This window comes from Candidatus Bathyarchaeota archaeon (assembly GCA_026014465.1).
In the GTDB taxonomy this organism is placed as follows: domain Archaea; phylum Thermoproteota; class Bathyarchaeia; order Bathyarchaeales; family Bathycorpusculaceae; genus JADGNF01.
Genome location: JAOZID010000010.1, coordinates 604,919 through 627,781, shown reverse-complemented (window position 1 = coordinate 627,781; position 22,863 = coordinate 604,919). Strand labels below are relative to the sequence as shown.

General features: G+C 47.5%; 27 protein-coding genes and 1 tRNA gene. 14 read left to right on the top strand and 14 right to left on the bottom strand.

The annotated features are described in order from the left end of the window. Positions 1-36: 36 nt before the first annotated feature. Entirely contained in the window at positions 37-1,320 is a 1,284-nt protein-coding gene (gene asnS / locus NWF04_05340; protein ID MCW4006005.1) for an asparagine--tRNA ligase, read from the top strand. An 81-nt stretch (positions 1,321-1,401) separates the two neighbouring features. On the opposite strand, the gene NWF04_05335 is transcribed toward asnS, so the two are convergent. Next, complete coding sequence (locus tag NWF04_05335; GenBank protein MCW4006004.1) at positions 1,402-2,016, bottom strand: class I SAM-dependent methyltransferase; 615 nt, start codon at positions 2,014-2,016, stop codon at positions 1,402-1,404. A gap of 337 nt (positions 2,017-2,353) precedes the next feature. Here NWF04_05335 and NWF04_05330 point away from each other — a divergent pair, with 337 nt between their 5' ends. Then, on the top strand, positions 2,354-2,497 hold the full coding sequence (locus NWF04_05330) for a hypothetical protein (protein ID MCW4006003.1): 144 nt from the start codon (positions 2,354-2,356) through the stop codon (positions 2,495-2,497). Here the strand turns inward: NWF04_05330 and NWF04_05325 are convergent. Both NWF04_05325 and NWF04_05320 read right to left on the bottom strand, forming a co-directional pair. Further along, positions 2,480-3,178 (bottom strand): FAD-dependent oxidoreductase, encoded by a 699-nt coding sequence (locus tag NWF04_05325; GenBank protein ID MCW4006002.1) that lies wholly within the window; start codon positions 3,176-3,178, stop codon positions 2,480-2,482. The two genes, NWF04_05330 and NWF04_05325, sit on opposite strands and share 18 nt — an antisense overlap. Positions 3,179-3,252: 74 nt before the next feature. Then, positions 3,253-4,611, bottom strand: a complete 1,359-nt coding sequence (locus NWF04_05320; GenBank protein ID MCW4006001.1) for an MFS transporter — start codon at positions 4,609-4,611, stop codon at positions 3,253-3,255. A 322-nt stretch (positions 4,612-4,933) separates the two neighbouring features. On the opposite strand from NWF04_05320, the gene glgP reads away from it, so the two are divergent. After that, a complete protein-coding gene (gene glgP, locus NWF04_05315) occupies positions 4,934-6,604 on the top strand; it encodes an alpha-glucan family phosphorylase (protein MCW4006000.1) in 1,671 nt (556 codons plus the stop codon). A 409-nt stretch (positions 6,605-7,013) separates the two neighbouring features. Here the strand turns inward: glgP and NWF04_05310 are convergent, their stop codons facing one another. Next, positions 7,014-7,331 (bottom strand): winged helix-turn-helix domain-containing protein, encoded by a 318-nt coding sequence (locus tag NWF04_05310; GenBank protein ID MCW4005999.1) that lies wholly within the window; start codon positions 7,329-7,331, stop codon positions 7,014-7,016. Positions 7,332-7,516: 185 nt separating this feature from the next. Here NWF04_05310 and NWF04_05305 point away from each other — a divergent pair, with 185 nt between their 5' ends. After that, positions 7,517-7,942, top strand: a complete 426-nt coding sequence (locus tag NWF04_05305; protein ID MCW4005998.1) for an Lrp/AsnC family transcriptional regulator — start codon at positions 7,517-7,519, stop codon at positions 7,940-7,942. A gap of 70 nt (positions 7,943-8,012) precedes the next feature. On the opposite strand, the gene NWF04_05300 is transcribed toward NWF04_05305, so the two are convergent. Continuing rightward, positions 8,013-8,198 (bottom strand): hypothetical protein, encoded by a 186-nt coding sequence (locus NWF04_05300; protein ID MCW4005997.1) that lies wholly within the window; start codon positions 8,196-8,198, stop codon positions 8,013-8,015. Positions 8,199-8,473: 275 nt separating this feature from the next. On the opposite strand from NWF04_05300, the gene NWF04_05295 reads away from it, so the two are divergent. Genes NWF04_05295 through NWF04_05285 form a run of 3 tightly spaced genes read left to right on the top strand, consistent with a single transcriptional unit; the run spans position 8,474 to position 11,832 of the window. Further along, positions 8,474-10,402 carry an AAA family ATPase gene (locus NWF04_05295; GenBank protein MCW4005996.1) on the top strand — a complete coding sequence of 643 codons (1,929 nt, stop codon included), beginning with the start codon at positions 8,474-8,476 and terminating at the stop codon, positions 10,400-10,402. Beyond that, entirely contained in the window at positions 10,403-11,233 is an 831-nt protein-coding gene (locus NWF04_05290; GenBank protein MCW4005995.1) for a hypothetical protein, read from the top strand. Beyond that, entirely contained in the window at positions 11,230-11,832 is a 603-nt protein-coding gene (locus NWF04_05285) for a hypothetical protein (protein ID MCW4005994.1), read from the top strand. Before NWF04_05290 ends, NWF04_05285 begins: the two co-directional genes overlap by 4 nt. Before the next feature lie 122 nt (positions 11,833-11,954). Here NWF04_05285 and NWF04_05280 read toward each other — a convergent pair whose 3' ends face one another. From NWF04_05280 to NWF04_05265, 4 genes are read right to left on the bottom strand one after another with little or no spacing between them, the layout of a single operon-like run. Beyond that, on the bottom strand, positions 11,955-12,482 hold the full coding sequence (locus NWF04_05280; GenBank protein MCW4005993.1) for a hypothetical protein: 528 nt from the start codon (positions 12,480-12,482) through the stop codon (positions 11,955-11,957). 11 nt (positions 12,483-12,493) lie between these two features. Next, a complete protein-coding gene (locus NWF04_05275) occupies positions 12,494-13,855 on the bottom strand; it encodes a hypothetical protein (GenBank protein ID MCW4005992.1) in 1,362 nt (453 codons plus the stop codon). 8 nt (positions 13,856-13,863) lie between these two features. Beyond that, positions 13,864-14,712, bottom strand: coding sequence for a GNAT family N-acetyltransferase (locus NWF04_05270; protein MCW4005991.1), 849 nt, complete (start codon positions 14,710-14,712; stop codon positions 13,864-13,866). 52 nt (positions 14,713-14,764) lie between these two features. After that, the gene (locus tag NWF04_05265; protein MCW4005990.1) at positions 14,765-15,484 is read right to left on the bottom strand and encodes a DUF996 domain-containing protein; all 720 of its coding nucleotides are present in this window, start codon (positions 15,482-15,484) and stop codon (positions 14,765-14,767) included. Between the two features lie 257 nt (positions 15,485-15,741). On the opposite strand from NWF04_05265, the gene NWF04_05260 reads away from it, so the two are divergent. Both NWF04_05260 and NWF04_05255 read left to right on the top strand, forming a co-directional pair. Beyond that, complete coding sequence (locus NWF04_05260) at positions 15,742-16,920, top strand: thiolase domain-containing protein (protein MCW4005989.1); 1,179 nt, start codon at positions 15,742-15,744, stop codon at positions 16,918-16,920. Then, positions 16,917-17,321: a Zn-ribbon domain-containing OB-fold protein gene (locus tag NWF04_05255; protein ID MCW4005988.1), complete on the top strand. Its 405-nt coding sequence runs from the start codon at positions 16,917-16,919 to the stop codon at positions 17,319-17,321. Before NWF04_05260 ends, NWF04_05255 begins: the two co-directional genes overlap by 4 nt. A gap of 96 nt (positions 17,322-17,417) precedes the next feature. On the opposite strand, the gene NWF04_05250 is transcribed toward NWF04_05255, so the two are convergent. From NWF04_05250 to NWF04_05240, 3 genes are all read right to left on the bottom strand, one after another. Further along, entirely contained in the window at positions 17,418-17,753 is a 336-nt protein-coding gene (locus NWF04_05250; protein MCW4005987.1) for a hypothetical protein, read from the bottom strand. A 132-nt stretch (positions 17,754-17,885) separates the two neighbouring features. Continuing rightward, complete coding sequence (locus NWF04_05245; GenBank protein ID MCW4005986.1) at positions 17,886-18,062, bottom strand: hypothetical protein; 177 nt, start codon at positions 18,060-18,062, stop codon at positions 17,886-17,888. Next, on the bottom strand, positions 18,063-18,191 hold the full coding sequence (locus tag NWF04_05240) for a hypothetical protein (GenBank protein MCW4005985.1): 129 nt from the start codon (positions 18,189-18,191) through the stop codon (positions 18,063-18,065). Positions 18,192-18,486: 295 nt separating this feature from the next. On the opposite strand from NWF04_05240, the gene NWF04_05235 reads away from it, so the two are divergent. Next, on the top strand, positions 18,487-18,876 hold the full coding sequence (locus tag NWF04_05235; protein MCW4005984.1) for a class II SORL domain-containing protein: 390 nt from the start codon (positions 18,487-18,489) through the stop codon (positions 18,874-18,876). A gap of 117 nt (positions 18,877-18,993) precedes the next feature. On the opposite strand, the gene NWF04_05230 is transcribed toward NWF04_05235, so the two are convergent. Beyond that, the gene (locus NWF04_05230; protein ID MCW4005983.1) at positions 18,994-19,332 is read right to left on the bottom strand and encodes a hypothetical protein; all 339 of its coding nucleotides are present in this window, start codon (positions 19,330-19,332) and stop codon (positions 18,994-18,996) included. Between the two features lie 143 nt (positions 19,333-19,475). On the opposite strand from NWF04_05230, the gene NWF04_05225 reads away from it, so the two are divergent. The 4 genes from NWF04_05225 to NWF04_05210 all read left to right on the top strand — a co-directional run bounded on the left by NWF04_05225 (position 19,476) and on the right by NWF04_05210 (position 22,019). Continuing rightward, positions 19,476-21,257, top strand: coding sequence for a M3 family oligoendopeptidase (locus tag NWF04_05225; protein ID MCW4005982.1), 1,782 nt, complete (start codon positions 19,476-19,478; stop codon positions 21,255-21,257). A gap of 94 nt (positions 21,258-21,351) precedes the next feature. Next, a tRNA-Leu gene (locus tag NWF04_05220) sits at positions 21,352-21,472 on the top strand. A 75-nt stretch (positions 21,473-21,547) separates the two neighbouring features. Next, on the top strand, positions 21,548-21,778 hold the full coding sequence (locus NWF04_05215; protein ID MCW4005981.1) for a hypothetical protein: 231 nt from the start codon (positions 21,548-21,550) through the stop codon (positions 21,776-21,778). Next, complete coding sequence (locus NWF04_05210) at positions 21,762-22,019, top strand: type II toxin-antitoxin system RelE/ParE family toxin (GenBank protein MCW4005980.1); 258 nt, start codon at positions 21,762-21,764, stop codon at positions 22,017-22,019. Before NWF04_05215 ends, NWF04_05210 begins: the two co-directional genes overlap by 17 nt. 76 nt (positions 22,020-22,095) lie before the next feature. Here the strand turns inward: NWF04_05210 and arsM are convergent, their stop codons facing one another. Continuing rightward, entirely contained in the window at positions 22,096-22,842 is a 747-nt protein-coding gene (gene arsM, locus NWF04_05205; GenBank protein ID MCW4005979.1) for an arsenite methyltransferase, read from the bottom strand. Positions 22,843-22,863 lie beyond the last annotated feature (21 nt).

Here is a 22,863-nt window from a genome sequence, read left to right as displayed (position 1 = left end):
GACGTTGTAGGTTACTGCGAAACAGTTGATGCTGCAATGTCTTTGGTGAAAATCCGTGAAATCTTGGATGGCAACTGCGTAGACCAGAAGGTGCTGGTTCGTGGTTGGGTTTACCGTAAACGTGAAGGTAAAGCGTTGATTTTCTTAGTGATACGAGATGCAACAGGTGTTATTCAGTGCACGGTTAAGAAGGATAGCCCTGCATGGACAAACGCCCAGCAACTTACAATTGAGTCCTCGTTAGCGTTGGAGGGCACTGCTAAACCTGATTCACGCGCGCCAGGCGGCTACGAAATCAGTGCAGAAACCATTGAAGTCATAGGGTTAGCCGAGGTTTTCCCCATAGCCAAAGACAAAAGCGAAGAATTCATACGCGATGTCCGTCACCTGTGGCTGCGCAGCCGCAAAATGAACTTGGTGATGAGGGTACGCGCCAAAGCTTTAGAGTACGCTCGCGAATATTTTGAGCAGGAAAAGTTTACCGAGGTTTCCCCGCCCATGTTCATAAGCGCTGCAGTGGAGGGCGGAAGTACATTGTTTGGCTTGAAATATTTCGACCAGAACCTGTACCTGACACAGAGCAGCCAGCTTTACCTTGAAATTCTCATATACTCTCTTGAGAAAGTTTTTTGTGTGGCACCGTCATTTCGCGCAGAAAAAAGCCGCACGATTCGGCACCTGACCGAGTACTGGCACATGGAAGGTGAATGGCCATTTGCGGACATGGCGGATTTGATGCGTTTTGAAGAGGGCTTGATGGAGCATATTTGCCAACGTGTAGCCCAGACCTGCCAAACAGAATTCACCGAACTGGGCGCCGACATCGAAAAACTCAAAGCCGTCAAAGCTCCGTTCCCGCGTATAACCTACGCCCAAGCCATAGAACAACTCCAAACCAAAAACCCCAACCTCAAATGGGGCGACGACTTAGGCTACGAAGATGAAAAAGTTTTAGCAGAAGACTTTGGCAAACCATTTTTCGTGTACGATTACCCCGCCGAAATCAAAGCGTTTTACTGCAAAACCCACAGCGACAACCCCGATATCGCGCTTTCCGTGGATATGCTGGTTCCAAAAATCGGCGAAATCTCCACAGGTGGACAACGCGAAGACAGCAAAGAAACGCTGATAAGGCGCATGAAAGAGCAAAACCTCAACCCCGAAGACTACGAATGGTACTTGGACCTGCGACGCTACGGAACCGTCCCGCATGTGGGCTTTGGCATGGGAGTTGAACGGCTCATAACCTGGATGCTCGACTTAGACAACATCATCGACGCTATACCCTTCCCAAGAACCACCCGCCGTTTCTACCCCTAAAGGCAACCTGCTGAGCATGTGCATGGCAACGCAACAACTGGGCTAAAGGTTAATTCCCGAAGGCTTGCCTCCTTTTTGGCTTTAGTTGTTTTTTGCCTCGACAATTTCGTAGAAGCATAGCCAATCTGGTAGCCAGTTAAAGGGCAGTTTTGTCCGTCGGATTATTGTAAAGTTCTTTTCCAAGAAAGTCCTTATTTGTGTGTAGGTTTGTTTGTGGGTGAATGGGTGGGTCCAGTAGTCTGCCCATTTGTTGTCGGACGGGTTGAGGAACATGGTTTGTTGCTGATTGATGTATAGGTAGGATGAAGGTGCAACTATTTGCAGTGCTGTTTTGAACAGTTTAGTTTCTATTGGGTAGCTAAGGATCATGACGCCATTGGTTTTGAGTAGTCTTCGCAGTTCTATCATTACTGGATTTAAGTCGATTAGGTGTTCCAATATGCTTGCACATACTAGTACATCACACATTTCATTTTTCAACGGTAATTTATAGATGTCAGAAGCAAAAAGCGATAGTTTATCGGCTTCTTTGTTTGACTTGAGTTCCCTTAATGTTGGTACTTTTATGTCTGTTCCAGCTACTACCGCTTGTGGTTTTTTCATGCATTTCGCGTAGTTACAAGTTATTGTGCCCTGTCCACAACCCCCGTCAACTATGCTGTCTGCTTCCGGATAACGAAGCACTGTTTGGACCATATGTTGGCGTCTTTGGTCATGCAAAACGTCTTGAATGCGACTTAGCCCTCCCAAAGACGCTTTTAGCTTACTGCTGTTACCTTTTTTGGCAGGTACTGTTTGTTGACCCTTTATTGATTCTTGTTGTAGAGTGTCTTCATGTTTTCCTTCAAATAAAACAGAACGTATTTTCCAAGAATGACCCTTAATTACAATTTTCGGTGAACGCATCCCCAATCCCCAAGCCGCATATCATCGTGTTGAATATAAATATTTATTTGAGAAATTAAATACAAAATCAAATATGTGCCAAGTAATTTTTATAAAAATTCATGTATTGTGTGGTTATGAATCGAACATGGAGTCCATTTTCGACTCTGAACGAATGGCTGAGCAAATTAGCGACACACCCCTAAAAGGTAGCCTCCTTCGTAACTTGCAGATCATACCTGAAGAAAACAAAGCAATAAAAATGAAAACAGGTTTAGTAGCCTGCGAATGATTCGAGCTTTAGCTGCTTTTCGGGCAGTTCTAACTCTTTTATCATATTTGTCATGGCTTTGACCATGCCTGGGGGACCGCATGCGTAGAAGATGTGGTCTTTGTAGTCGGGCAACTGCTTTTTTACTAGTTCCGCGTTGATGTTGCCTGTGGGTCCTTGCCAGTTGCTGTCGGGTTCGTTGACGGTGAAGACCAGTTTGAGGTTCTTATTTTGCTTTTGCATCTGCTCTAAGTCGTCTTTGAAGGTGATTTCGCTGGGGTTGCGGCAGCCGTAGAACAGGGTGATTTGGCTGTTTACTTGTTTGTCGGTGCAGTACTTGCAGATGCTTCTAAACGGGGTTATGCCTATGCCGCCTGTGAGCAACGCGATTTTGGGGTGTTCGCCTTCAAAAGTGAAGCTGCCGTGGGGCGCGTCGATGTGTGCTTTGTCTTGGGGTTTTAGGTTTTTTAGGATGGTGGAGTATTCGCTGTCAGTGAATTTTTTGGTGAATTCGATGTAGCCTGTTTCGGTGGGGCTGCTTGAAATACTAAACGCGTGCACAAGCTCCTTCTCCTTACCGTTTAACGTAACCAGCATGTACTGCCCTGCCTTGAAAACCAACTCGGCAGGTCGGGGAAACCGAAAACTAGCCACCCCTTCCACACGCGGCACAATTTCCTTCACAAAAGTTTCAAACTTCATAAACACAACTCTTTGCGTAACAGTTCACTGTTGTATATCTTATTTCATGCAGTAGCTTAAACCTTTGTTTATCCTCAAACGGGCGTGACTTGTGGTTTATTCATTAAAAACAGGAAACCTGCTGCAACGATTAAGCAGGCACTTGAAACCGCAAATGTTACGTGAAATCCCCCGTAGAAAGAGAGAAACCCTGACGTAAATGACCCTGCCATCATTGCTAAACCCGCCAGTGCACTGTACACACCTAGAGATGAACCGTTGCGTCTGGGACTTAAAGTGTTAAAGACCATAGTGTTTGACGCTGTGTAGTAAATTGAGTACGCAACTCCTGAAGCTAAAGGATAAAAAAGCAGGGTTGGAATCAAAAACCATATTCCTGAAAACAAGTATGCAAAAACGCCTAGAGCGGCGTATCCTGTTGCTCTAAGCAGCAGTCCGCCCATGGCGGCTTTAGATAGTGAATTGGGTTTTGTGTATGACCCGGCAAACTTGAATGAAACTATTTGGACTATCATGCCAATTAGTATGACCAGAAAAATCCCTATGCTGGAGATGTTTTTTGTTTCTAAGGCTGGAACCAGCGAAGTGTTGAAGACGCCTGCAGATAAGAAGAACATGAAAACTGCAAGATAAAGCAGCGGTGTTTGCCTTGTGATTTCATTGCGCATGTTTTTGAATATTCTTTTGAAATCGTTTTTAGCGGGGATTTTTAAGAACAAATATGGCGAATGTCTAAGCCTAGTGAAGAAGCTTTGTTTATTCATGACCATAACTTGGCGTTCAAAGACAACTTCGGGTTCTTTAATTGATGAAGCAGCCAAAACCGCTGAAACCAAAGACAAAACCCCTAAAGGCACAACCAGATACTCAAGCGATATGTAAACCGACCAAATCATGCCTAAAAGCAAACCCACAGTCTGCCCTATACTAGAAAACATCGAGAACCTAGCAAACGCCAACCCCCATCTATGCTTATGTTCTGTTTCCATAACCAACAAGTTAAGCGGCGTAGTTGAAGCCATTATAGTAAACGAAAATAGCGCATACAAAAAAGAAATCCAGTAGCTGTTTTGTGCAAACAAGAGCAGCACCAAGATTGCTCCCGTGACAGAAAAGCTCAGAATAATTAGCAGTCGCCGCCGCTGAAAACGGTCTGTTACAAACCCCCAAAACAGGGCTGCTGGAATACTTACAGCATTAAACAATGTTACCGCCAAACCAACCTCGACAACTGACCCGTTAGCGTTCAAAATCAGCAGTGGAATCAAGGTGGATACAGGACCCAACGCAATGTTAAATGGTAAAACCGCGTTTATCCAACCTACTCCTTGGAGCCTTCCCAAAAATCCTATGTGCCTGTTTGCGGGGTTGCCGTGATTTTTAGGCTCTTTTGGTTGCGTGCTTGTTGCTTTGCTATCGAAACAGTTCGTCATACAGCCTTTATGCCCTCTTTTGATTGAAGCAGCGAACTCATTAACCTAAACTTGACTTCTAAAGCCCTAAACCGAGAGTGTCTACACGTAACATAAAAGACTTACTTGCTAGAAATCACATAACAACGCAGCCCACCCTTGTACTACGATAGCTAACCAATTATTCCTTTTTGCTTGTTGGCTCTGTTTTGGCAAAGTATGTGTTGCTGCTCACACGCTTAACCTTGCTGCTGGACACTTGGGCTTTAAGTCGCTATTTGAAACAAGAGTTATTAGGCGTAGATGGTTTTAGTTGTGGGGTTATCTGTGAGGGTGAGTGTTTATGGAAACTCCTTTGAACGGGAATAAAATCGCGTATTTTTCTATGGAAGTTGGAATTAGAAATGATATTCACACTTATAGTGGCGGTTTAGGTGTTTTGGCAGGTGATGTGATTCGTTCTAGTGCGGATTTGTCTGTGCCCATGGTTGCAGTGACGTTGGTTAGCCGAAAAGGTTACCTCAAACAAACCCTTGACAGCTACGGCGAACAGCAAGAATCCCCCGAAGAATGGGACCCAACAGGCATAATGGAGCTTGCCCCAAAAACCATCGAAGTCCATATCGAGAACCATCCCGTAACCGTTCAAGCTTGGATATACGAGCACAAAAGCACTCTGGGTGGCGTGGTTCCCATATTTTTCCTTGACACTAACGTTGAGGATAACGCGCCTGAAGACCGTAGCATAACTGATAGCCTCTACGGCGGTGATGAACGCACCAGGCTCAAACAGGAAATTGTTTTGGGCATAGGCGGCACCCGCATGCTTGACGCTTTAGGCTTTACCATAAGCAAGTATCACATGAACGAGGGGCACTCTGCGCTTTTGACTTTAGAGCTCCTACGCAGCCATGAATACAACGTAGAAGACGTAAGAAACCACTGCATATTCACCACCCACACACCCGTCGAAGCAGGCTTTGACAAGTTCCCCTACTCTTTAGTTGACAGCGTTCTGGGAAACGAAATCCCAGTTGACATCTTGCAAAAACTTGACGGACAAGACAAACTAAACATGACTCTTCTCGCGCTAAACCTGAGCAACTACCAAAACGGCGTAACCAAAGCCCACACCGAATACTCCAAACGCCTCTTCCCCCATTTCCGCCTACGAGCAGTCACAAACGGCGTCCACAGCCCCACATGGGTCTCCCAGAGCTACCACAAACTCTTCGACAAATACATACCTGGATGGGTAGGCGAACCTGAACTGCTTGTCCGCATCGACAAAGCCCCCTGCGCCGAAATCTGGGACGCCCACATGGAAAACAAAAACGCCCTCCTCGAAATGGTTGAGCAACGCAACGGCACAAAAATGGATCCAAACGTTCTCACCATCGGCTTTGCCCGAAGAGCCACAGGATACAAACGCGCCACCCTCATATTCTCCGATTTAGACCGCCTGCGCGAAATCAGCAAACGCCGCCCCTTACAGATGATTTTTGCAGGAAAAGCTCATCCCCGTGACATCAGCGGCAAACAAGTCATCAAGGATATTTTCAGGTATTCACGGGAGCTAAAGGATGAAATGAGCATTGTTTATTTGGAGAATTATGATATGGATATTGCTTCTAAGCTTACTGCGGGTGTGGATGTTTGGTTGAATAATCCGTATCCGCCTATGGAGGCTTCAGGAACCAGCGGCATGAAAGCAGCGCATAATGGCGTGATTAACTTTAGTGTTTTGGATGGCTGGTGGATAGAGGGCTGCATTGAAGGCGTTACGGGATGGGCAATTGGCGCCGCGCCTGGAGAAGACCTTACTGATGAAGCAAAACGCAAAGCCGAAATAGATGACCTGTTCAACAAGCTGCGCTATATTATTGCACCTAAATTCTACGATGACCGAGATGCTTGGATTGAGCTGATGAGAAACAGCATCGGCAAAATCGCTTATTACTTCAACACTAACCGCATGATGCGCCGATACATAACCGACGCATACCTTAGCTAACCCCGCCACCGCAGCTTACGCTCATTCTCCCCTCATTTGTCGAGATGAAGCCTTTGCTGGCTCTTCATCTGTGCAGTTTTTCATAAAAAGTATGAACAAATCTCAACTACGTTTATATTATTTTAGACACTATGTAAGGTTGTAAAAAAATGGAGTAAAAAGAACATGACCCAAGAAATGATATCTAAATTCAGAGAATATATGAAAGAGTCAGGAACCGAATGGATGGCCTGTGGCCTAAACGAGGAGGCTCTCTAAAATGGACATGGGCACAATCTTCATAGCCGTATTAGGAACCGCATCACTGCTGTTCTCGATGGTGCACTACAAACTAACCGCTAGAAATACCGTCAGGGCAGAAGCCCCTAATCATTAACCCCTTTCATAGAAACGTCCTAACAATTATCTTTTAGTCGTTGTCGGGTTTTACGTGTCGCAGTTGCCTGTTGTCTGCTAGCAGTTTTAGTATGTCTTGGTATCTTCGCAGGAAATCTATGCCTTTTGTTGTTGGGTTGTAGATGCCTTTTCCGTCGTTGTCGGTAACAATTTCTACGAGTTCGCTTTTCAGCATCAATTCAAGATACTGACCAAGCTGGTTAAAGCTCAGGTTCGCTTGGTACATAACCTGTGTTTTAGAGATGCCTTTTTTTGAGGACTCTATGATTTGGGATATTATAGCAAGCTTGTCTCGCCGCTTTGAAATAATCTCGGTTACGAGCGCATTCATCTGGTAGGCTCCTAACTTTTTCTTTGAGGTGTGTTTTCTGCATTTTTTGGTCGCGTTTTCTATGCAAAATGCTTTTAAAACAGCCCCATATTTTATAATTATCAAAGAAAAATATTTGGCTATCGTACAAAAACCGCATTAAAACTTGTGTTTTAGTGCGAAATTAGCACAAAATGGTGACGTACATGGATGAAACAGACAAAAAAATCCTCCAAATTCTAGAACAAGACGGCAGAACATCTTTTAGCGAAATCGCAAAAAAACTGCGGCTAAGCGAATCTGGAATAAGAAAAAGAGTCAGCGCCCTGCAAGAAACTGGAGCCATCAAAAAATTCACCATAAACATTGACCCCACAAAAATGGGCTACAACAGCATCTCCATAGTTGGCGTAGACGTAGAACCACCCCTGCTGCTTGAAGCCGCAAAGAAACTCTGCGAATTCAAAGAAATCCACTACGTAGCAACCTCCACAGGCGACCACATGATAATGACCGAAATCTGGGCAAAAGACGGACTTGAACTAACCACGATCCTCTCAGAAAAAATCGGAACCATCCCCGGCGTGAAAAAAATCTGCCCCGCCATCATACTTGAAAAATTCAAAGAATAACCCAAAGGCTTAACTGGTCGGGTTGGCGGTTGACCCGCCGTTTTTTGTATTTATTTGCTCTGTGTGGGGGTTAGTGTTTGGTTTTTCTAATTAGGTAGACAAAACTCATGACCAAAGCTAACCCAATGAATATGCCTTCGAAAAAGTTTGCAACAGCAAACCCTTCATAGTCAAACTGTACAAACTTTTCAAACACCAAAGCCAAACTCAAAGCCATCACCCCAATTGCTAACATAATCTCCTCGTCAAGCCGCATGCTTTTCACCTTCTTTATGGAGTGTGTGGCAAGGTTTAAAAGCTGTTTGTTTGATGCTCTTGTCTTGTTTCCTGCATCGGAGGGTTGTTTGTTTTTGGGTTGTTAACTGTTTTTGGTGCCTGTGCTTTTCAGGCTCTTTAAAATGTTAGGGGGAATTTTTAATCGGCACCAAATTGGTGTTTCTGGTGACGTGTAGTTTTGTTTGTGTGCAATCCCTTTTAATAAGGGTGTTTTACTATATTTTCCGCAGCCCTGCACATTGGAGGCACATGTTGATGTTGATTACTGAGGTTATTTTGGAGAATTTCATGAGTTACGAGTATGCTAGGGTAGCTTTTAGGCAGGGTGTGAATTTGATTGTGGGTCCTAACGGCGCAGGCAAAAGTAGCCTTCTTTTGGCAATTTCGGTGGGGCTGGGGCAGTCCTACACGGAACGCAGCAAAAAACTTAGCAACCTGATTCGTTGGGGACAAGACCAAGCCCGCGTTACCCTTATCTTGGATAACAGCAAGCGAGGCGGCAAACGTCCCGTCTCCAAGTACTCCAAAGACCAGCTTTTCCTCACGCGTAACCTGCGTCGTGACGGGCAATACTGGTTTGAACTCGAAAACCGCGCCGCCAACAAACAAGACGTCCAGAGGCTTTTGGGCAAATTTGGCGTAGACCCCGACAACATGCTAATTATCATGCACCAGAACATGGTCGAGCAGTTCTCGGTTTTGAGCAACGTGGAAAAGCTGCGGATGATGGAAGCCGCCGTTGGCTTGGAGCCTTTCCGTGAAAACGTACTGCAAGCCCAGCAAAAACTCACCCGCATCCTTAGTCAATCCGAATCGGTGAATAAGCTGCTGGAATCGGCTGAGCAGACGCTTAATTACTGGCGCGAACAGTACGAGCGGTTCCAAGAAAAAAAGCAACTCCAAACCAAACGCCGATTTTTAGAACGCGAGTTGTCGTGGGCGGAAGTTGAACGCAAAGAAGCCGCCGTAAAAGACCTCAAATCCAACCAAAACAAAATGCAAGAAACCCTTAGCCTCATCGAACAAGAAGCCCAGTCCATAAATGCGCAACTTGAAAAACAGCAAGAACAGCACATGCAAATGCGCCTTGACGCCAAAACCAACCTCACCCAGCGCCTAAACCTTGAACACGAAATCGCCTCCGCACAGTCCACCCTAACCTTGGCAGAAAGGCTGCTTGAAGAAACCCGTCTAATCCAAGATGCCCTCAACGACAACAAAACCCAAAGCAAACTTAACCTGCTCAACCCAAAACGCCTCCAAGAACTGCTGCAAACCACCCAAAAACAGCTTGCAGACGCAACCGCGCAATCCACAACGCTCCAAGAAAAAACCCAAAACCTAGACGAACAAGCCGACAAAATCACCAACCAAATCGTAGACCACCGCATCCAACTAGCCCTGTTTTCCTACCGCAAAGAAAAAGCCGCCAAAGACCTCAAAAAAACCGACTCCACGATAGAAGCCGCCCAAGCTGCCCTGCAAGAAGCCACCGCGCAAGCCTCCACGTCGGGTGCACGCATAGCCGTCGTTAAAACCGCGTTTGAGATTCAGGATGAAATTCGCCTTACAGATGGGCATTTGGCTGCGTTGTCGGGTGTTTCTGAGGATATTGAGCGTCAGTACGAGTCGTATAGTAAGCTGTTTTTGGAGCTTAAAGAAAAAGCGCAGTTAGTCGCGGAGAACCGCCAAAAAGCTTTGGATGAGGTTGCGACCCGTATGCAGGCTTGGAGAAACGTTATGAAAGACCTGCTTGACCGCGTCAACATCGAGTACCAAACGATTATGGGGCAAACCCGCGCCACAGGCGAAGTGCGCCTTAGCAACTTCCAGGATATTGAAACTGCGGGGCTTGAAATTCTCGTGGGTTTCAAGGGTGGGCGACCTGTGCCGTTGGATGCTTACACGCAGTCAGGCGGCGAACGAACCACTGCAACCATGAGCTTCCTACTCGCCCTGCAACAACACGTACGCTCTCCGCTACGCGCCGTAGACGAATACGACGTCCACATGGACCCACGCAACCGCGAAATGATAGCAAAAATCCTAATATCCACCATAAAAGACGCCAACGCCCAATACATCGTCATTACGCCTAGTCAGGTTACGTTTGCTCAGGAAAACGCCAACATCGTCGCCGTGCAAAACGTGGAGGGCAAATCGGCTGTCAAGGAGGTCCAGTAGTTGCAGAGGGCAAAGACGGCGAAACAGGAAAAAAAGCAGGGCAAAGATAACCTGCAACGCATTATCGATATGATGAAGGGCATTGAAGACCACACAGTAGATCCGTTCTTGCTTAACGTGGATGAGATTATACGTGTGATTCAGGAGTATTTTCCGCGTTGGGACCAACCTGACGAGTTGAACTTGGACGCGCAAGCCCTACACCATTTAGCCTCGGTTATCAAGCTGCAAAGCGAATGGGTACGCCAACGCAGCACCTCACTTTACACTGACCCTTTTTTGCTCGAAGAAAAAATCTTACAGAAAAACAAAGACGAAATAACGCAGGATTTTCTTGCGGCGTGGCATCCTATCGTTGAATTTGAGCAACTCACAGTGCGCCGACTTAACGATGCGCTTGTTTACTGGAACGCCCTGGCACCTCTTAAGGGCAGATGGGGGCAGTTTGTTGTGCCTGAAGCGCAGACGGGGACGGCAAGCCGCGGCGAACCCGTAGACCAAAGCATACTGCGTGATGAAGCGTTTAGCGCCGAGTTGGAGCGTTACTGGCAAGAACTAAAAGAAAAAACAGGGCAAACCAGCGAGGGCAAACTCTTCTACATGGACTGGATAGGCGCACCGACCTACGAAGAAACCGTCCACCGCGCATACCTCACCAGTTTCCTCATCACTTACGGCTACGCCACCTTAGAGCTAAACCCGTTAGAGGAAGAAATTTTCATACACGCGTTGTCGGAGCCTTCTGCCAAGCTTGACAAACAAGCCGTATCCGTCCCAATCACACTCACCTATACTGACTGGCAAAAATGGAGACGAGGCGAAAAAACTTGAGCACCAAACGAAAAGCAACCTACGCCGCAAAAATAAAACGCGCAACCCACATGCTGTTCTTCCAAAGACGCCAAAAACCAGGCGTAAAAGGATGGGAACTCCACAAAACCCTAGGCTCAGACTACCCCAAAGTCTTAGACCTTTTAGATGACCACTTAAAACCCTTGGATTTGACCGTTAAAACCGTGTTCGAAGACGAGCAGCCTCCACAAAAACCCACCACAGAAGAGCTAGATAAAGCCCGTTTCTACGTGACCCTGCGCGGAGACTTGCAGCCCAAGGAAGCCAAGATGATTGGGTGGAGAATTGACGACCTTGCAGGTTTAGCCATAACCATCTCGTACATTATCGGTAAGAAAGGGCAGGCTTCGCGCAAAGACGTGGAGGAGCTTTTGGGTGAGAAACTGGCAGGCTGGAAAGTCGGCTTGAATCTTGACCGTTACATCCGCTATGGCTACCTGCAACAAGACGACAAAGGACAACTCTACCTGGACTGGAGAACCCACGCCGAAGTCGACCAAAAAGTCCTCATCAACACCCTACTGCGAACAGACGAAAACAACTCAACACAAGAACCCCAACAAGACCCCACAACCTAAAACCCCCCTGAACAAGCTGCCACGAATCCCAACTGCAGCGGACACCAACCTATTGGGTCCAAAGTTTAATTGTATGCAGAAAAGGGGGGCGGGGGTCTAGTTTTTGCGTGGTTTTAGCGTTTTTAGCATTTGACGCCTACGTGGTTTGCGAGGCGTTTGAGGTCGCTGGGGGTTATCCATTCGGTTTTGAGATACTGGCAGATTTTTTGGTCGCTCCATCCTATGCGGCGGGCTTCTTTGACTGCGTGGGTGTAGGCTTGGATTTCGGTGGGGCGGTCTACGTAGCTGTAGCGGGGGTCGAAGAGGTCTTTGCCTTGCATGTGCTGTTTGACGTGGCAGAGTTCATGGATGATGTCAAGGTAGATTTCGGTTTTATCGCCTTCTTTGAGGTACCGCGTGTTTACCATGAGGTGTCCGTCTTTGTTGTCTACGCCCATGTACCCAAACCAGATGAACTCCACCTGCAGCTTCTCCAAGACCTGTTTGGTTTGGTCTCCAAAGAGCTCCTTTACTGCCTCAACGTCCTCAAAACCCAAAAAGCAGTCAGTGAACTTGTGCATGGGCTTTCGCAGTTGCAGCAACTTTTGAATACCCAAACGTCGCAGCGCCCGAAACGCCTTCATCGAAAAATATTCCGACCATGACGCCACAAATCTGCCTCCTAACTAAAACGTGCAAGATGCTCAATTTTCATGCCCAGCCGTAGCAACCCCACGGGGTCTTCAATGGTGCCCACGCTTGCATCAATATTGCCATGCTTTGGGTGCACCCACATGCTTTCAGGAACCAAATTAAACTGCAACGGCACTTCCACGCCAACACCAAACTGTTCAGGCAAACCCGCAAACAGCTGGTCACGACGGCAAGCTCCCCGTGCATTCGAATAACTCTGCAGCAGCTTTGGAGCAGCATACTTTCCCACTCCATGCCACAACGTCCCATCTTCAGGTGAACCCAAAGAGTACAAGAAAAATTGCGGCGACGATGGTGTCTCTACGAAACTGTAGTCGGAGAGCAGTTTGGCGTCTACTTCGAAGCTGTCTTCTCCTTTGGCGACGCTGACATCTGTGGGGTCTACATCGTTAGGGTACAGCAGCGTGTCTTTGTAGCGTACGCTTACGCTTTTGAGTTTTTGCTCTTCAAAATACAGTTTTCCCCGAGCCGCGCGTTTGCTTCCAAACCCCAACGATGAATGTGGAACCGTCAGCAAGGTTTTTCTTTTTTTCATGCTTCTGCCCATGCACTGGTACGCCTGCTCTACGGAACTAAAATCCTGATGCGTTATGCTGATGATTTGATGCAGCAACCCTTCTTTGTTTTCGGACTGCAGCGTTGAGATTGGCATGCGCATAGACGGCAAACATAAATCCACACAGAAAACCCTTGAGAAGGCTGCAAGCTGCGCGTACTTTATGGCGTCCACAAAATCCAAGTAAGACTCTCCCGCGTTTTGCAGTTGTGTTTTGATTAGTTCTGTTTCGCCTCTGGAGATTAGGGTTCCCGAGTATTTTTTCACGAACTCTTCGTCAACGCTTAAGCCTTGGGTGGTGACTTTGCCCGCGGGATATGAGCTTTGCCCACTTTCCACTATGGATGTTTTAAGCGGGTTCATGCTGTAACGGTCAGGTTCCACATCATCAGTGTTTAACAGAAAACCTACCACGGGACCTTTTGCGGGTTTTTCAAGCAGTTCACAGATTGCGGCGTTGTCGTCGGCGTTGGGTTCATGTAAGCCGTTGTTGTAGAAGTGGTTACCGCAGGCTTCAAGCAGTTTAATCCCTATAATGCCCTGCATCTCCTCCAACGTAACCTGCGGGTTGGAGTACTCTACTGAGCCGCGCAGAAAAAACCTGTGCCCTTCAAAAACTAAATCAACCCGCTTATCCCCTTCCAGCTTGAACATAGAAACCGCGCGGCGCTCCCTTTCGCGGGACTTTGAAACCGCATCAACAAGCGTCTTTATGCTCTCCCAAGAACAATCCAGAAAATCCGCCACAATCAAACGACACAAAACATTATCCATACAACAACTCAGCCCCGCTCCAAAGATTCCGCAACGTACACACAATCACCAGTCACAGCAGCACCTAAAAACATTCGCACCACCCCAAACTCTTCCACAAACCCCGCTCCAATAGCCGCATCCAAAACCGCAGACTCCACCAGCGGAACATACAAAAACGCTTCACACCCCACAAATCTGCGTAAAACCTCCCCCAGAAGAGCAACCGTCACATCCCTGCGTCCTTTCTGGCAAACCAGCGGACCAACCTCCACCACTCCGCTAACCTTTGCCGTTGCATACCCCAGCAGCATTGCGTCTTCAAAGTAGCCCAAACACGCCGCGTCGGGTCTTTGAAGCATAGCCTCCAAGAGTTTTCTGCGTGATGCCCCAAAACACCGTTGGTCAAACGCAGCTACGGTGGGCAGATCTTTTTCTGTTAGCTCCCTTGTTTTTGTGGAGTTTGTTGTTTGCGTACTGGCGATTGTTTTGGCGTGTAGAACCGCGAATTTGCCGTTTTGCTTGAACCCTAATTTTTCGTAAAAACCCGTTACCTGTTCGGTAGCGTAGAGTCCTATGGTTGAGGCTCCCGCGTTTTTTAGGTAGTTTATGGCGTGGTTTACTAAGGTGGTTCCTGCGCCTTTTTCTCTGTTTTCTTTTGTGATTACGAGGTTGCCAAACCAGCCTATTTCGCGGTTGTGGTTGATGCAGGTAATTACTCCTGTGGGTTTTTGGTTGTGCAGCAAAAGAAAGCATCCGTTGGGTTCTAGCTGCAAACTGAACTTGAAGTCTTCTTTAGTCATGCTCCAGTTCATGCTGTTAGCAAGGTCAACTGCAAACCCTAAATCCTCAAACCCCAATTTCCTGACGCTAAACATCGCAAAGACCCCTCTAACAAGATGTTGCTGTAGCTATGCGTTAACTGAGTAGCTATTTGTCTTTTAGTTTTTTTCCGCAGTGTACGCAAAAGATTGCGTCTGATTGGTTTTCTGTGCCGCAGTCAGTGCAGAATTTTTTCTCTCCAGCAGGCGGGATTGTGGCAGATGGCTGTGGAGGTGGCGGCGGGGCTTTGGCGACGTGGGTGGTGTTTTGGATGTGTATGGGGGTTTTCATGGAGAGGAAGCCTACAGCAATTATTAGCCATGCAACGAACAAGAGCACGAAGCCTACAAACACTATTGTTAGGACTGCGCCTATGAGCAGCAGTAATCCGCCCGTGCGAAATATGCCTTCCCCTGATTTGCCTGCAAGTAAAGCGAATGCTTGCTTGTAGAATATGGCTTCAACTAGAAAGAATATGAAAATCACGATGAGCCCTAATATGGCTGCTGCGATGCTAATTAAAATGCCAAATGGCGCAATGTGTCCGCCGGTAAACACGGCGAGCAGGACGGATACTAAGGCTACGCCGATGCCTGTTGCGATGACGCCAAAGATGGTTCCGTAGAGCGCGTTTCGGTAGATGCACTCGTTGTTGAAGGTTATCGATAAACCCCGCATTGAAATGAGGACAAGTATTAAGCCTATTACGGCGATGATTCCCATGGCTTCTTGGAGCGGCAAAAAAGACCCGATGGCTGTTAGGAGCGCTCCGATTCCACCGATAATCTTGTTTGTTTCAAAGGCTGAACCATTTGAATCAGGATACATTTTGCGTCTCCCCAATTCTCCTACAATGTACAGGTTATGCAGTTAAGCTTTTCGCAGGTTTCCCATCTTTGTCCGTTGATGCGTTTTTGTGCTGAACTGCTGCAGGTTTGCCTCTTAAACTGCCTTGGTGGGCTCCTTTTCTTTGCTGGACTGCCCCGTTTTCCTGTTGAAGCGTAAAAGCTTTAGACTTGGAAAGCTACTTTGCATAGTCTTTAAACCTCACCAGACCTAAAAAGTAATGGAAGGGAACTGTTAGTTTGAATGGAAAGCCCCTTGTTTCGATAATCAGTGCAGGTTTGTCACAGTTTGGCAAACACGAAGGCTCATACGCCAGAGAAATTTTTGCAGGCGCCGCCAAAGAAGCTTTTGACCGTTGCCCCAAACTTGACCCCAAACAAGACCTCAAAGCCCTCTTCATCGGTCACATGGGCGAAGCCTACGAACACCAAGGACACACAGGTTCAGCCATGGCAGACTGGGCAGGACTCACCGGCATCCCCGCCACCCGAACCGAAGCCGCATGCGCATCCAGCGGCGCCGCCCTACGCTCAGGCATCTACGCCGTACTCTCAGGCTTAGCTGACACCGTCATGGTAGGCGGAGTCGAAAAAATGACCCACCGAACCACCTCCGAAGTCACCGAATACCTGGCAATGGCTTCCGACTACCCCTTTGAGCAATGGCACGGCATAACCTTCCCTGGTCTCTTTGCGCTTATGGCGAATGCACACATGAACGCTTACGGCACCACCCAAGAGCACATGGCAAAAGTCGCCGTCAAAAACCATTACCACGGAAGCCTTAACCCCAAAGCCCACATGCAAAAAGAAGTCCCGCTTGAAAAGGTCATGGCTTCAAAAATGGTTGCTTGGCCCCTCAAACTCTATGATTGCTCGTTGATTACCGACGGCGCAAGCTGCGTCATACTTACCAAGCCCGAGCTGGCAAGCAAGTACACCGACAACCCCGTGCACATTGTGGGGTCAGGTCAAGCAAGCGACACCATTGGCTTGTACGAACGCAAAAGCCTAACCAGTCTGCAAGCAACCAAAACAGCAGCAAAAACCGCGTATGACCTGGCACAGGTGCAGCCCCAACAGGTACAGGTCGCTGAAGTGCATGACTGCTTTACCTTTGCCGAGTTGATGGCTTACGAGGATTTGGGTTTTTGCCCCACAGGCAAGAGCGGCGAACTAATCGACAGCGGCGAAACCCGCCTTGGAGGCAAACTACCAGTTAACACCAGCGGCGGCTTAAAAGCCAAAGGTCACCCTGTTGGCGCCACAGGAACCGCACAAGCCTACGAAATCTACCTGCAACTAACCGGGCAAGCCAAGCAACGCCAAATCAAAAACGCAAAGGTCGGCTTAACCCATAATGTTGGCGGTTCAGGAGCCACGGCAACCGTGCACGTTTACAGGAGCAACCTACAATGAGCACCCAAGAAGCCTTCACAATCGAGCAGTTCTACAAGTTCCTCGCGCAGCAAAAACTCATGGCAGGCAAATGCCAAAAATGCGGCAAACTCCACCTGCCCCCAAGACCCCTATGTGACAACTGCTACAACCAAACCTTCCAATGGATACAAATCAGCGGAAAAGGCAAACTATTAACCTACACCACCATACACGTAGCCCCAGCGCAATTCCAAGATATAACCCCTTACACCGTCGGCATCATACAACTCGAAAACGGTCTAAAAATCCCAGGCATGATATCCAACGTAGCACCCGAGCAACTAAAAATCGGCATGCAACTACAAATCGACTTCCAAAGCTGCAACACCACCCAAAACTGGCCCCAATGGCCCCGATACTGCTTCAAACTCTCAACATAAACAAATGCAAAAAGAAAAACTGCAAAACAGACTCCAAAAATTAGGGTTGCTGACGGCTAAACGCCGCCTAAGGTTTGGCTGTTTAAAAATTGGGGGTTAGATGCGAACTGTTGCAACTTGCCTGATTGTGGGTTTTGCTGCTAGTTCGCCAAAGAAGTTTTTGTGTGAGATTTTTTCGATGGGGGAGCATCGGTCGTCCCAGCAGGCGAGTCCTTGTTTGCAGGGGTATGTTTCGCAAAGACCACATGCGGGGAAATCTGCGTCTTTTTCCCATTCTTCTACGATTTGGTCGTGGCAGCTTTTGCAGTAATGTTTTTGCGCGGTTTTCCAGTCAGGCCATCCGCCCCAATCAGAGCTTAAGGCTTCTTGGGTGGTCCACGCGGTTAACTGTTTGCCGCATTCATCACAAAACGGCAGTTCTTCTTTGATCATTGGCTTTGGATCTCCGCGATTTTTTCTGTTTGCCCTGTTCCGCATGTTAGGCATACTTTGCCATCGACGCTGTGGCTTGTCCATGAGTTGCAGTAGTTGCATTTCTTTCTGGGCAGTACTAATGCTTGTATTTTAGGCGACCTCCTTTGCTGTGATGTTTAGTCTTTTGAGGGGCTTGATTTTTTGAAGCGATGAAATGTAAAGATGATTATTTGAGTTGATTGTATTGGTGAACCTGAAGAGCTCTTTACCCGTCGCTGCAGAACCAAAACTTGAAGCCAACACTGATGCGGCTACGCCCACAAACACTTAGAACGCCTCCGCTTCGGCTTCACACAGACCTGGTTCCATCCAGTCCATTCCGCTCTTTTCTACATATTCCTTGAATCTACACATCATTTCTGTTGTCATATCAACCAACTCTTTTTCATACTTCACCTACTGTCTACTTTAATATAAACATATTTGATATGCGTTCATAAAAATTATGAAAACCTGCACTATTGACCATAAAACCCCAACTTGGGTGAACAATGCATCTGAACACCATTTCCACAGCAAAACCCTAAACCTCCATCCATCAGGTGACACCTAGAGTTGTCTGTGCAATCCTTTTTATGCAAAGAAACCCGATATATACGGTGTGAAGCCTTTCTTCAATGGAAGGCGTCGTAGCCTGTATCATTGTTTGTAGGCACCTAAACAAGGTTCACCGTAGGAGGTGAAAACGTTCATGAAAATTGGAGAATTAGTACAAGAATCTGACTGGAAAACTGAGAAGCACGTACCCGTAATCGACTGCCCCGACACCGTCAAAGCGGACGAGTTCGTAGAAGTCACCGTCAGCATAGGCAAAGAAATCGCCCACCCCAACACCACCGAGCACCACATAAACTGGATTAGCGTATACTTCCAAGCTGAAGGAGAAAAATTCCCCCAGCAAATCGGCCGCTACGAATTCAACGCCCACGGAGCCTCCGCCCAAGGACCAAACACCAGCACCATCTACACCAACCACAAAGTCGCCACCTGGTTCAAAACAAGCAAACCCGGCACCCTCATCGCTGTTTCCATGTGCAACATCCACGGACTCTGGGAATCATCAAAAGCCATTAAACTCTAACCCAGCAAAAGCTTCCCTTTCTATTTTTAACCCTTTTTTCAACAAAACTGCTTTGATTTACTGGGGCGTGTCTGCACGGAAAAATTTTTGTTTTAAGAAAGAAGGAAAGTTGAGGGTTTACCCGAATATGAAGCCCAGTATCAACCCTATTACAAATCCTATTCCAAGCGGTAGCATGCCAAAGAGTAGTATGGCTCCTTGTGCTGCCATTGGTCCATACTCGTCTATTAGGCTCTGTAGTGTGGCAAAGGTTATTCCGAAGAATCCAAAGTATGCGATGACCGCAACGATGACTGCTGCGATGATGGCCCATTTCAGGACTTTCTTAATTAGGTAACCAATGATTAAGCCGACAACCAACGGGATTGCCATGACTGCTATGGTGGGTATTCCGCCTAAGCTGCCTGTAATGTACCCGAACAAGTCGCTCATCAAGTCCAAGGGTATAATCATCATTTAGAAAATTCACCTCACTTACCTGCTGATCTCTGCTTCAAACCTTTGCATGCGTGAATACTTATGCTTTGCCATAAACCCGCCACGCAAACAAAAAGTAAAACACAATAACCCGCAACCCCATTTCTAAACGGCGAAAACCATTGTCCAACCCAACCACCTGGAACCTAACTGAAATCTTCCCTTGCATATCTGACCCTTCCATAGAGCAAGCCCGCCAAAACGTTAGCGCTTTAGCTGACGCGTTCGAGGAAAAACACCGCGGAAAAATAAGCACCTACACGCCCGCTCAACTGCTATGGTGCCTGCGCGAATTCGAAGTGTTCAAAGAAAAACTCCAAGACCTCTCCTTATATGCGGGACTATCGTTTGCGGCAGACATGACTTCCCCCCAAACACAAACCCTACACGACTGGGTTGGCAAATTAACCGCACAACTAAGCCAGCAACTAGCGTTTTTCTCGTTAGAACTTGGCAAAGCCCTCAGCGACAACCCTAACCTCCCAAACCAGCCCGAACTTTCTGCGTATCAGCACATGCTGGAGCGTGTTTTGCGCAGGGTGCCGCATCAGCTAAGCGAAGTTGAAGAGCAACTCATAATCGAAAAAGACCAGTTCGGAGTCGACGCCTGGGAGGAACTTCAGGGCAAATGGCTCAACACCCGCACCTTCACCGTAACAGTTCTGGGCGAACAAAAACAGCTCAGCTACGGCGAAGCCAACGGGCTTTTGTCGCATCCTGATAGGCAAACACGCGAATCCGCAAACCGCGCCATCTACGGCTTGCTGGGCAAAGACGGGGAACTCTTTGCGGCGGCGCTTCGTAACATCTGCAACGACTGGGTCAACACGTCCAAACGCCGCAAATACGCCTCCCCCATGCAGTCCAGCTTAATAAGCAACGACACCGAACAAAACATAATTGACAACCTGCTCCAAACCGTCGAAACCAACGCCCCCATATTCCAAGAATACCTCCAACTCAAAGCCAAACTCCTAAACCTGCCCGTCTTGGGAAACCACGACATCAACGCGCCCCTACCCGACGCGCTCAAACAGGAATTCTCATTTGAAGATGCCCAGCAACTTGTCACCCAAGCCTACCAACGCTTTGACGAAAAATACGCCACAGCAGCAATAGACATGTTCGAGAAACGCCACATCGACGTCTCGCCGCGCTTTGGAAAACGCAACGGCGCCTTCTGTGCATCATGGTATCGAGGCAAATCCGCGTTTATACTGGATAATTTTACGGGTTCGTTAGGTGATGTGTATACGTTGGCGCATGAGTTGGGGCACGCAACGCATGACTATTACGCGCAGCGCAGCCAGACCCCATTAAACATGGGCATGCCTTCAGTGGTGGCGGAGACGGCTTCAATTTTTGGCGAGCTGTTGCTAACGGATTTGCTCTTATCCCAAGCAACATCAGATGCGCAGCGCAGAGCCGTTTTGTGCCTGGTTTTGGATGAGGCAGGACAAGTAATTTTCCAAGTCTGCGCCCGCGTACGATTCGAACAGGCACTCTACCAAAGCATCAAAAACGCAGAGTACCTAGACTACTCCACCATTTGCCGCCACTGGACAACTGCGCGCGACAACATCTTCAAAGACGCCGTAAAATGGCTCCCCGAAATGCCCGCCGAATGGACCATGAAACCCCACTACTACATGGCAAACTACCGCTACTACAACTACCCCTACATCTATGCGCAGCTCTTCGTCTACGCCCTATACGAAAAATACCTCCAACACGGCGCGGCTTTGGTTCCCAAACTCAAAAAAGCCCTAAGCGCAGGCAGCAGCAAATCCCCCAAACAAATCGCAAACCACCTCGACCTTGACATCACCGCCCCAACCTTCTGGCAACAAGGCATAAACCGCTTCAAAACCTTCACAGACCAACTAAAACAAACCCTCCCCTAAATCCACCACCAAAAACAGCCGACCAACCCGATAAAGCCGCGGCAAATAGTTAATAAGCCACAAAAACAAAAGTCTGTACCCAACAACACAATGGGCTACGGTAACCAAGCCAGGTCAAAGGTGAAGGACTCAAGATCGACGCTTTGACTTTAGGCGCCCGATGGGAAATCCTTTCCCGCAGGGGTTCGCAGGTTCGAATCCTGCCCGTAGCACCACAAAACTCTTTGTTGATGGGGAAATTTTAATACTCGATGCTATTCAGATAGTACATTGCATAACTGGTGACTGTGTTGGTTGAAGCAGTTTTTACGGATGAGGATAAGAAGAATCTTCGGGTTATTGCGGATGAGCTTCCTAGGTTGCGTGTTGCAGTGGAGGAGCTTAGGGAGACTTTAGATGTTTTAAGCGACGACAGTTTGGTGAGAAGCATTAAAGCCAGCCAAAAAGACGTGAAAGAAAACCGTACCCTCAGCTACAAAGAACTGCTCCAAGAGCTGAGCATAGATGAAAAAGACCTTTGAGCTAATATTTACCAAAGAATTCCTAAAACGGCTCAAACGAATTGACAAACAAACACAACTTCGAATTCTAAAAGAACTAAAAATACTAAAAGAAAACCCCGCCGCAGGAAAACAGCTTGTCGGACAACTATCAGACCTAAAATCCTTCCGAACAGGCGACTACCGAATCATCTACCAACTATCCAAAAAAGAAATAACCATCTTAACCGTAGGACACCGCAAAAAAGTCTACCACAAATAACCCATTTCCACCTCGCGGTTAGATGCTTCGAGTTTGTCTGTGGCGTCTTTGGTTTTCTAAAAAGGGTGTGGCGGGGTTATTTTGTGGCTTGGATTTTGATGCTTTCGAGTGGTATGTTGTTGTATTGGGTTTTGCTGATTTGGGTGTCTTCGTGTAGGATTTTTGTGGTGAAGCCTGCTTGTTTGATTTTGTTTAGGTAGTCTTGTTTTTGTAGGGCGCCTGCGACGCATCCGCATAGGAGGTTTTCGTCGTTTTTTTGTTCTTGTGTGAGTTCGTCTAGTAGGACGATGTCTGAGACGTACATGTTTCCGCCTCTTTTGAGGACGCGGTAGGCTTCTTGGAAGACTTTGAGTTTGTCGGGTGCAAGGTTGATTACGCAGTTGCTTATGACTACGTCGACGGATTCGTCCTCCACGGGCAGCTTTTCGATGTCGCCAAGCCTAAACGTAACGTTCGTGTAATCGTTAGCACGCGCCAAAATCCGTGCTTTGTCAATCATCTCCTCAGTCATGTCCACTCCGATGACTTTGCCTGTTTTGCCTACTTTCTTGGATGCCAAGAAACTGTCAAAGCCCGCGCCGCTTCCCAAATCCAAAACCACATCACCCTCTTTGAGGTTTGCTAAAGCAGTTGGGTTGCCGCATCCCAAACCCAAATTTGCCTCTGGAACCAAATCCATCTCTTCATCCGAGTACCCGATGCTTTTGGAAATCTTTTTTGCCTGAGACTCCCCCCCTTGGCAGCTACACGAACAACAAGAACCTGTTTTCGCTATCTTAGAATAAGCCCTTCGAACGGTCTTCTTTACCTCTTTATCCTGCATTCACAACACCACAAAACAATT

What these genes read in the sequence shown, in the direction of transcription:
- NWF04_05210 (MCW4005980.1), top strand. Translation starts at nt 21,762, where the DNA reads ATGAAAAAGACCTTTGAGCTAATATTTACCAAAGAATTCCTAAAACGG.
- arsM (MCW4005979.1), bottom strand. Translation starts at nt 22,842, where the DNA reads ATGCAGGATAAAGAGGTAAAGAAGACCGTTCGAAGGGCTTATTCTAAG.
- NWF04_05265 (MCW4005990.1), bottom strand. Translation starts at nt 15,484, where the DNA reads ATGTATCCTGATTCAAATGGTTCAGCCTTTGAAACAAACAAGATTATC.
- NWF04_05305 (MCW4005998.1), top strand. Translation starts at nt 7,517, where the DNA reads ATGGATGAAACAGACAAAAAAATCCTCCAAATTCTAGAACAAGACGGC.
- NWF04_05255 (MCW4005988.1), top strand. Translation starts at nt 16,917, where the DNA reads ATGAGCACCCAAGAAGCCTTCACAATCGAGCAGTTCTACAAGTTCCTC.
- glgP (MCW4006000.1), top strand. Translation starts at nt 4,934, where the DNA reads ATGGAAACTCCTTTGAACGGGAATAAAATCGCGTATTTTTCTATGGAA.
- NWF04_05320 (MCW4006001.1), bottom strand. Translation starts at nt 4,611, where the DNA reads ATGACGAACTGTTTCGATAGCAAAGCAACAAGCACGCAACCAAAAGAG.
- NWF04_05310 (MCW4005999.1), bottom strand. Translation starts at nt 7,331, where the DNA reads ATGAATGCGCTCGTAACCGAGATTATTTCAAAGCGGCGAGACAAGCTT.
- NWF04_05230 (MCW4005983.1), bottom strand. Translation starts at nt 19,332, where the DNA reads ATGATGATTATACCCTTGGACTTGATGAGCGACTTGTTCGGGTACATT.
- NWF04_05300 (MCW4005997.1), bottom strand. Translation starts at nt 8,198, where the DNA reads ATGCGGCTTGACGAGGAGATTATGTTAGCAATTGGGGTGATGGCTTTG.
- NWF04_05330 (MCW4006003.1), top strand. Translation starts at nt 2,354, where the DNA reads ATGGAGTCCATTTTCGACTCTGAACGAATGGCTGAGCAAATTAGCGAC.
- NWF04_05250 (MCW4005987.1), bottom strand. Translation starts at nt 17,753, where the DNA reads ATGATCAAAGAAGAACTGCCGTTTTGTGATGAATGCGGCAAACAGTTA.
- NWF04_05270 (MCW4005991.1), bottom strand. Translation starts at nt 14,712, where the DNA reads ATGTTTAGCGTCAGGAAATTGGGGTTTGAGGATTTAGGGTTTGCAGTT.
- asnS (MCW4006005.1), top strand. Translation starts at nt 37, where the DNA reads ATGTCTTTGGTGAAAATCCGTGAAATCTTGGATGGCAACTGCGTAGAC.
- NWF04_05295 (MCW4005996.1), top strand. Translation starts at nt 8,474, where the DNA reads ATGTTGATTACTGAGGTTATTTTGGAGAATTTCATGAGTTACGAGTAT.
- NWF04_05275 (MCW4005992.1), bottom strand. Translation starts at nt 13,855, where the DNA reads ATGGATAATGTTTTGTGTCGTTTGATTGTGGCGGATTTTCTGGATTGT.
- NWF04_05335 (MCW4006004.1), bottom strand. Translation starts at nt 2,016, where the DNA reads ATGGTCCAAACAGTGCTTCGTTATCCGGAAGCAGACAGCATAGTTGAC.
- NWF04_05325 (MCW4006002.1), bottom strand. Translation starts at nt 3,178, where the DNA reads ATGAAGTTTGAAACTTTTGTGAAGGAAATTGTGCCGCGTGTGGAAGGG.
- NWF04_05235 (MCW4005984.1), top strand. Translation starts at nt 18,487, where the DNA reads ATGAAAATTGGAGAATTAGTACAAGAATCTGACTGGAAAACTGAGAAG.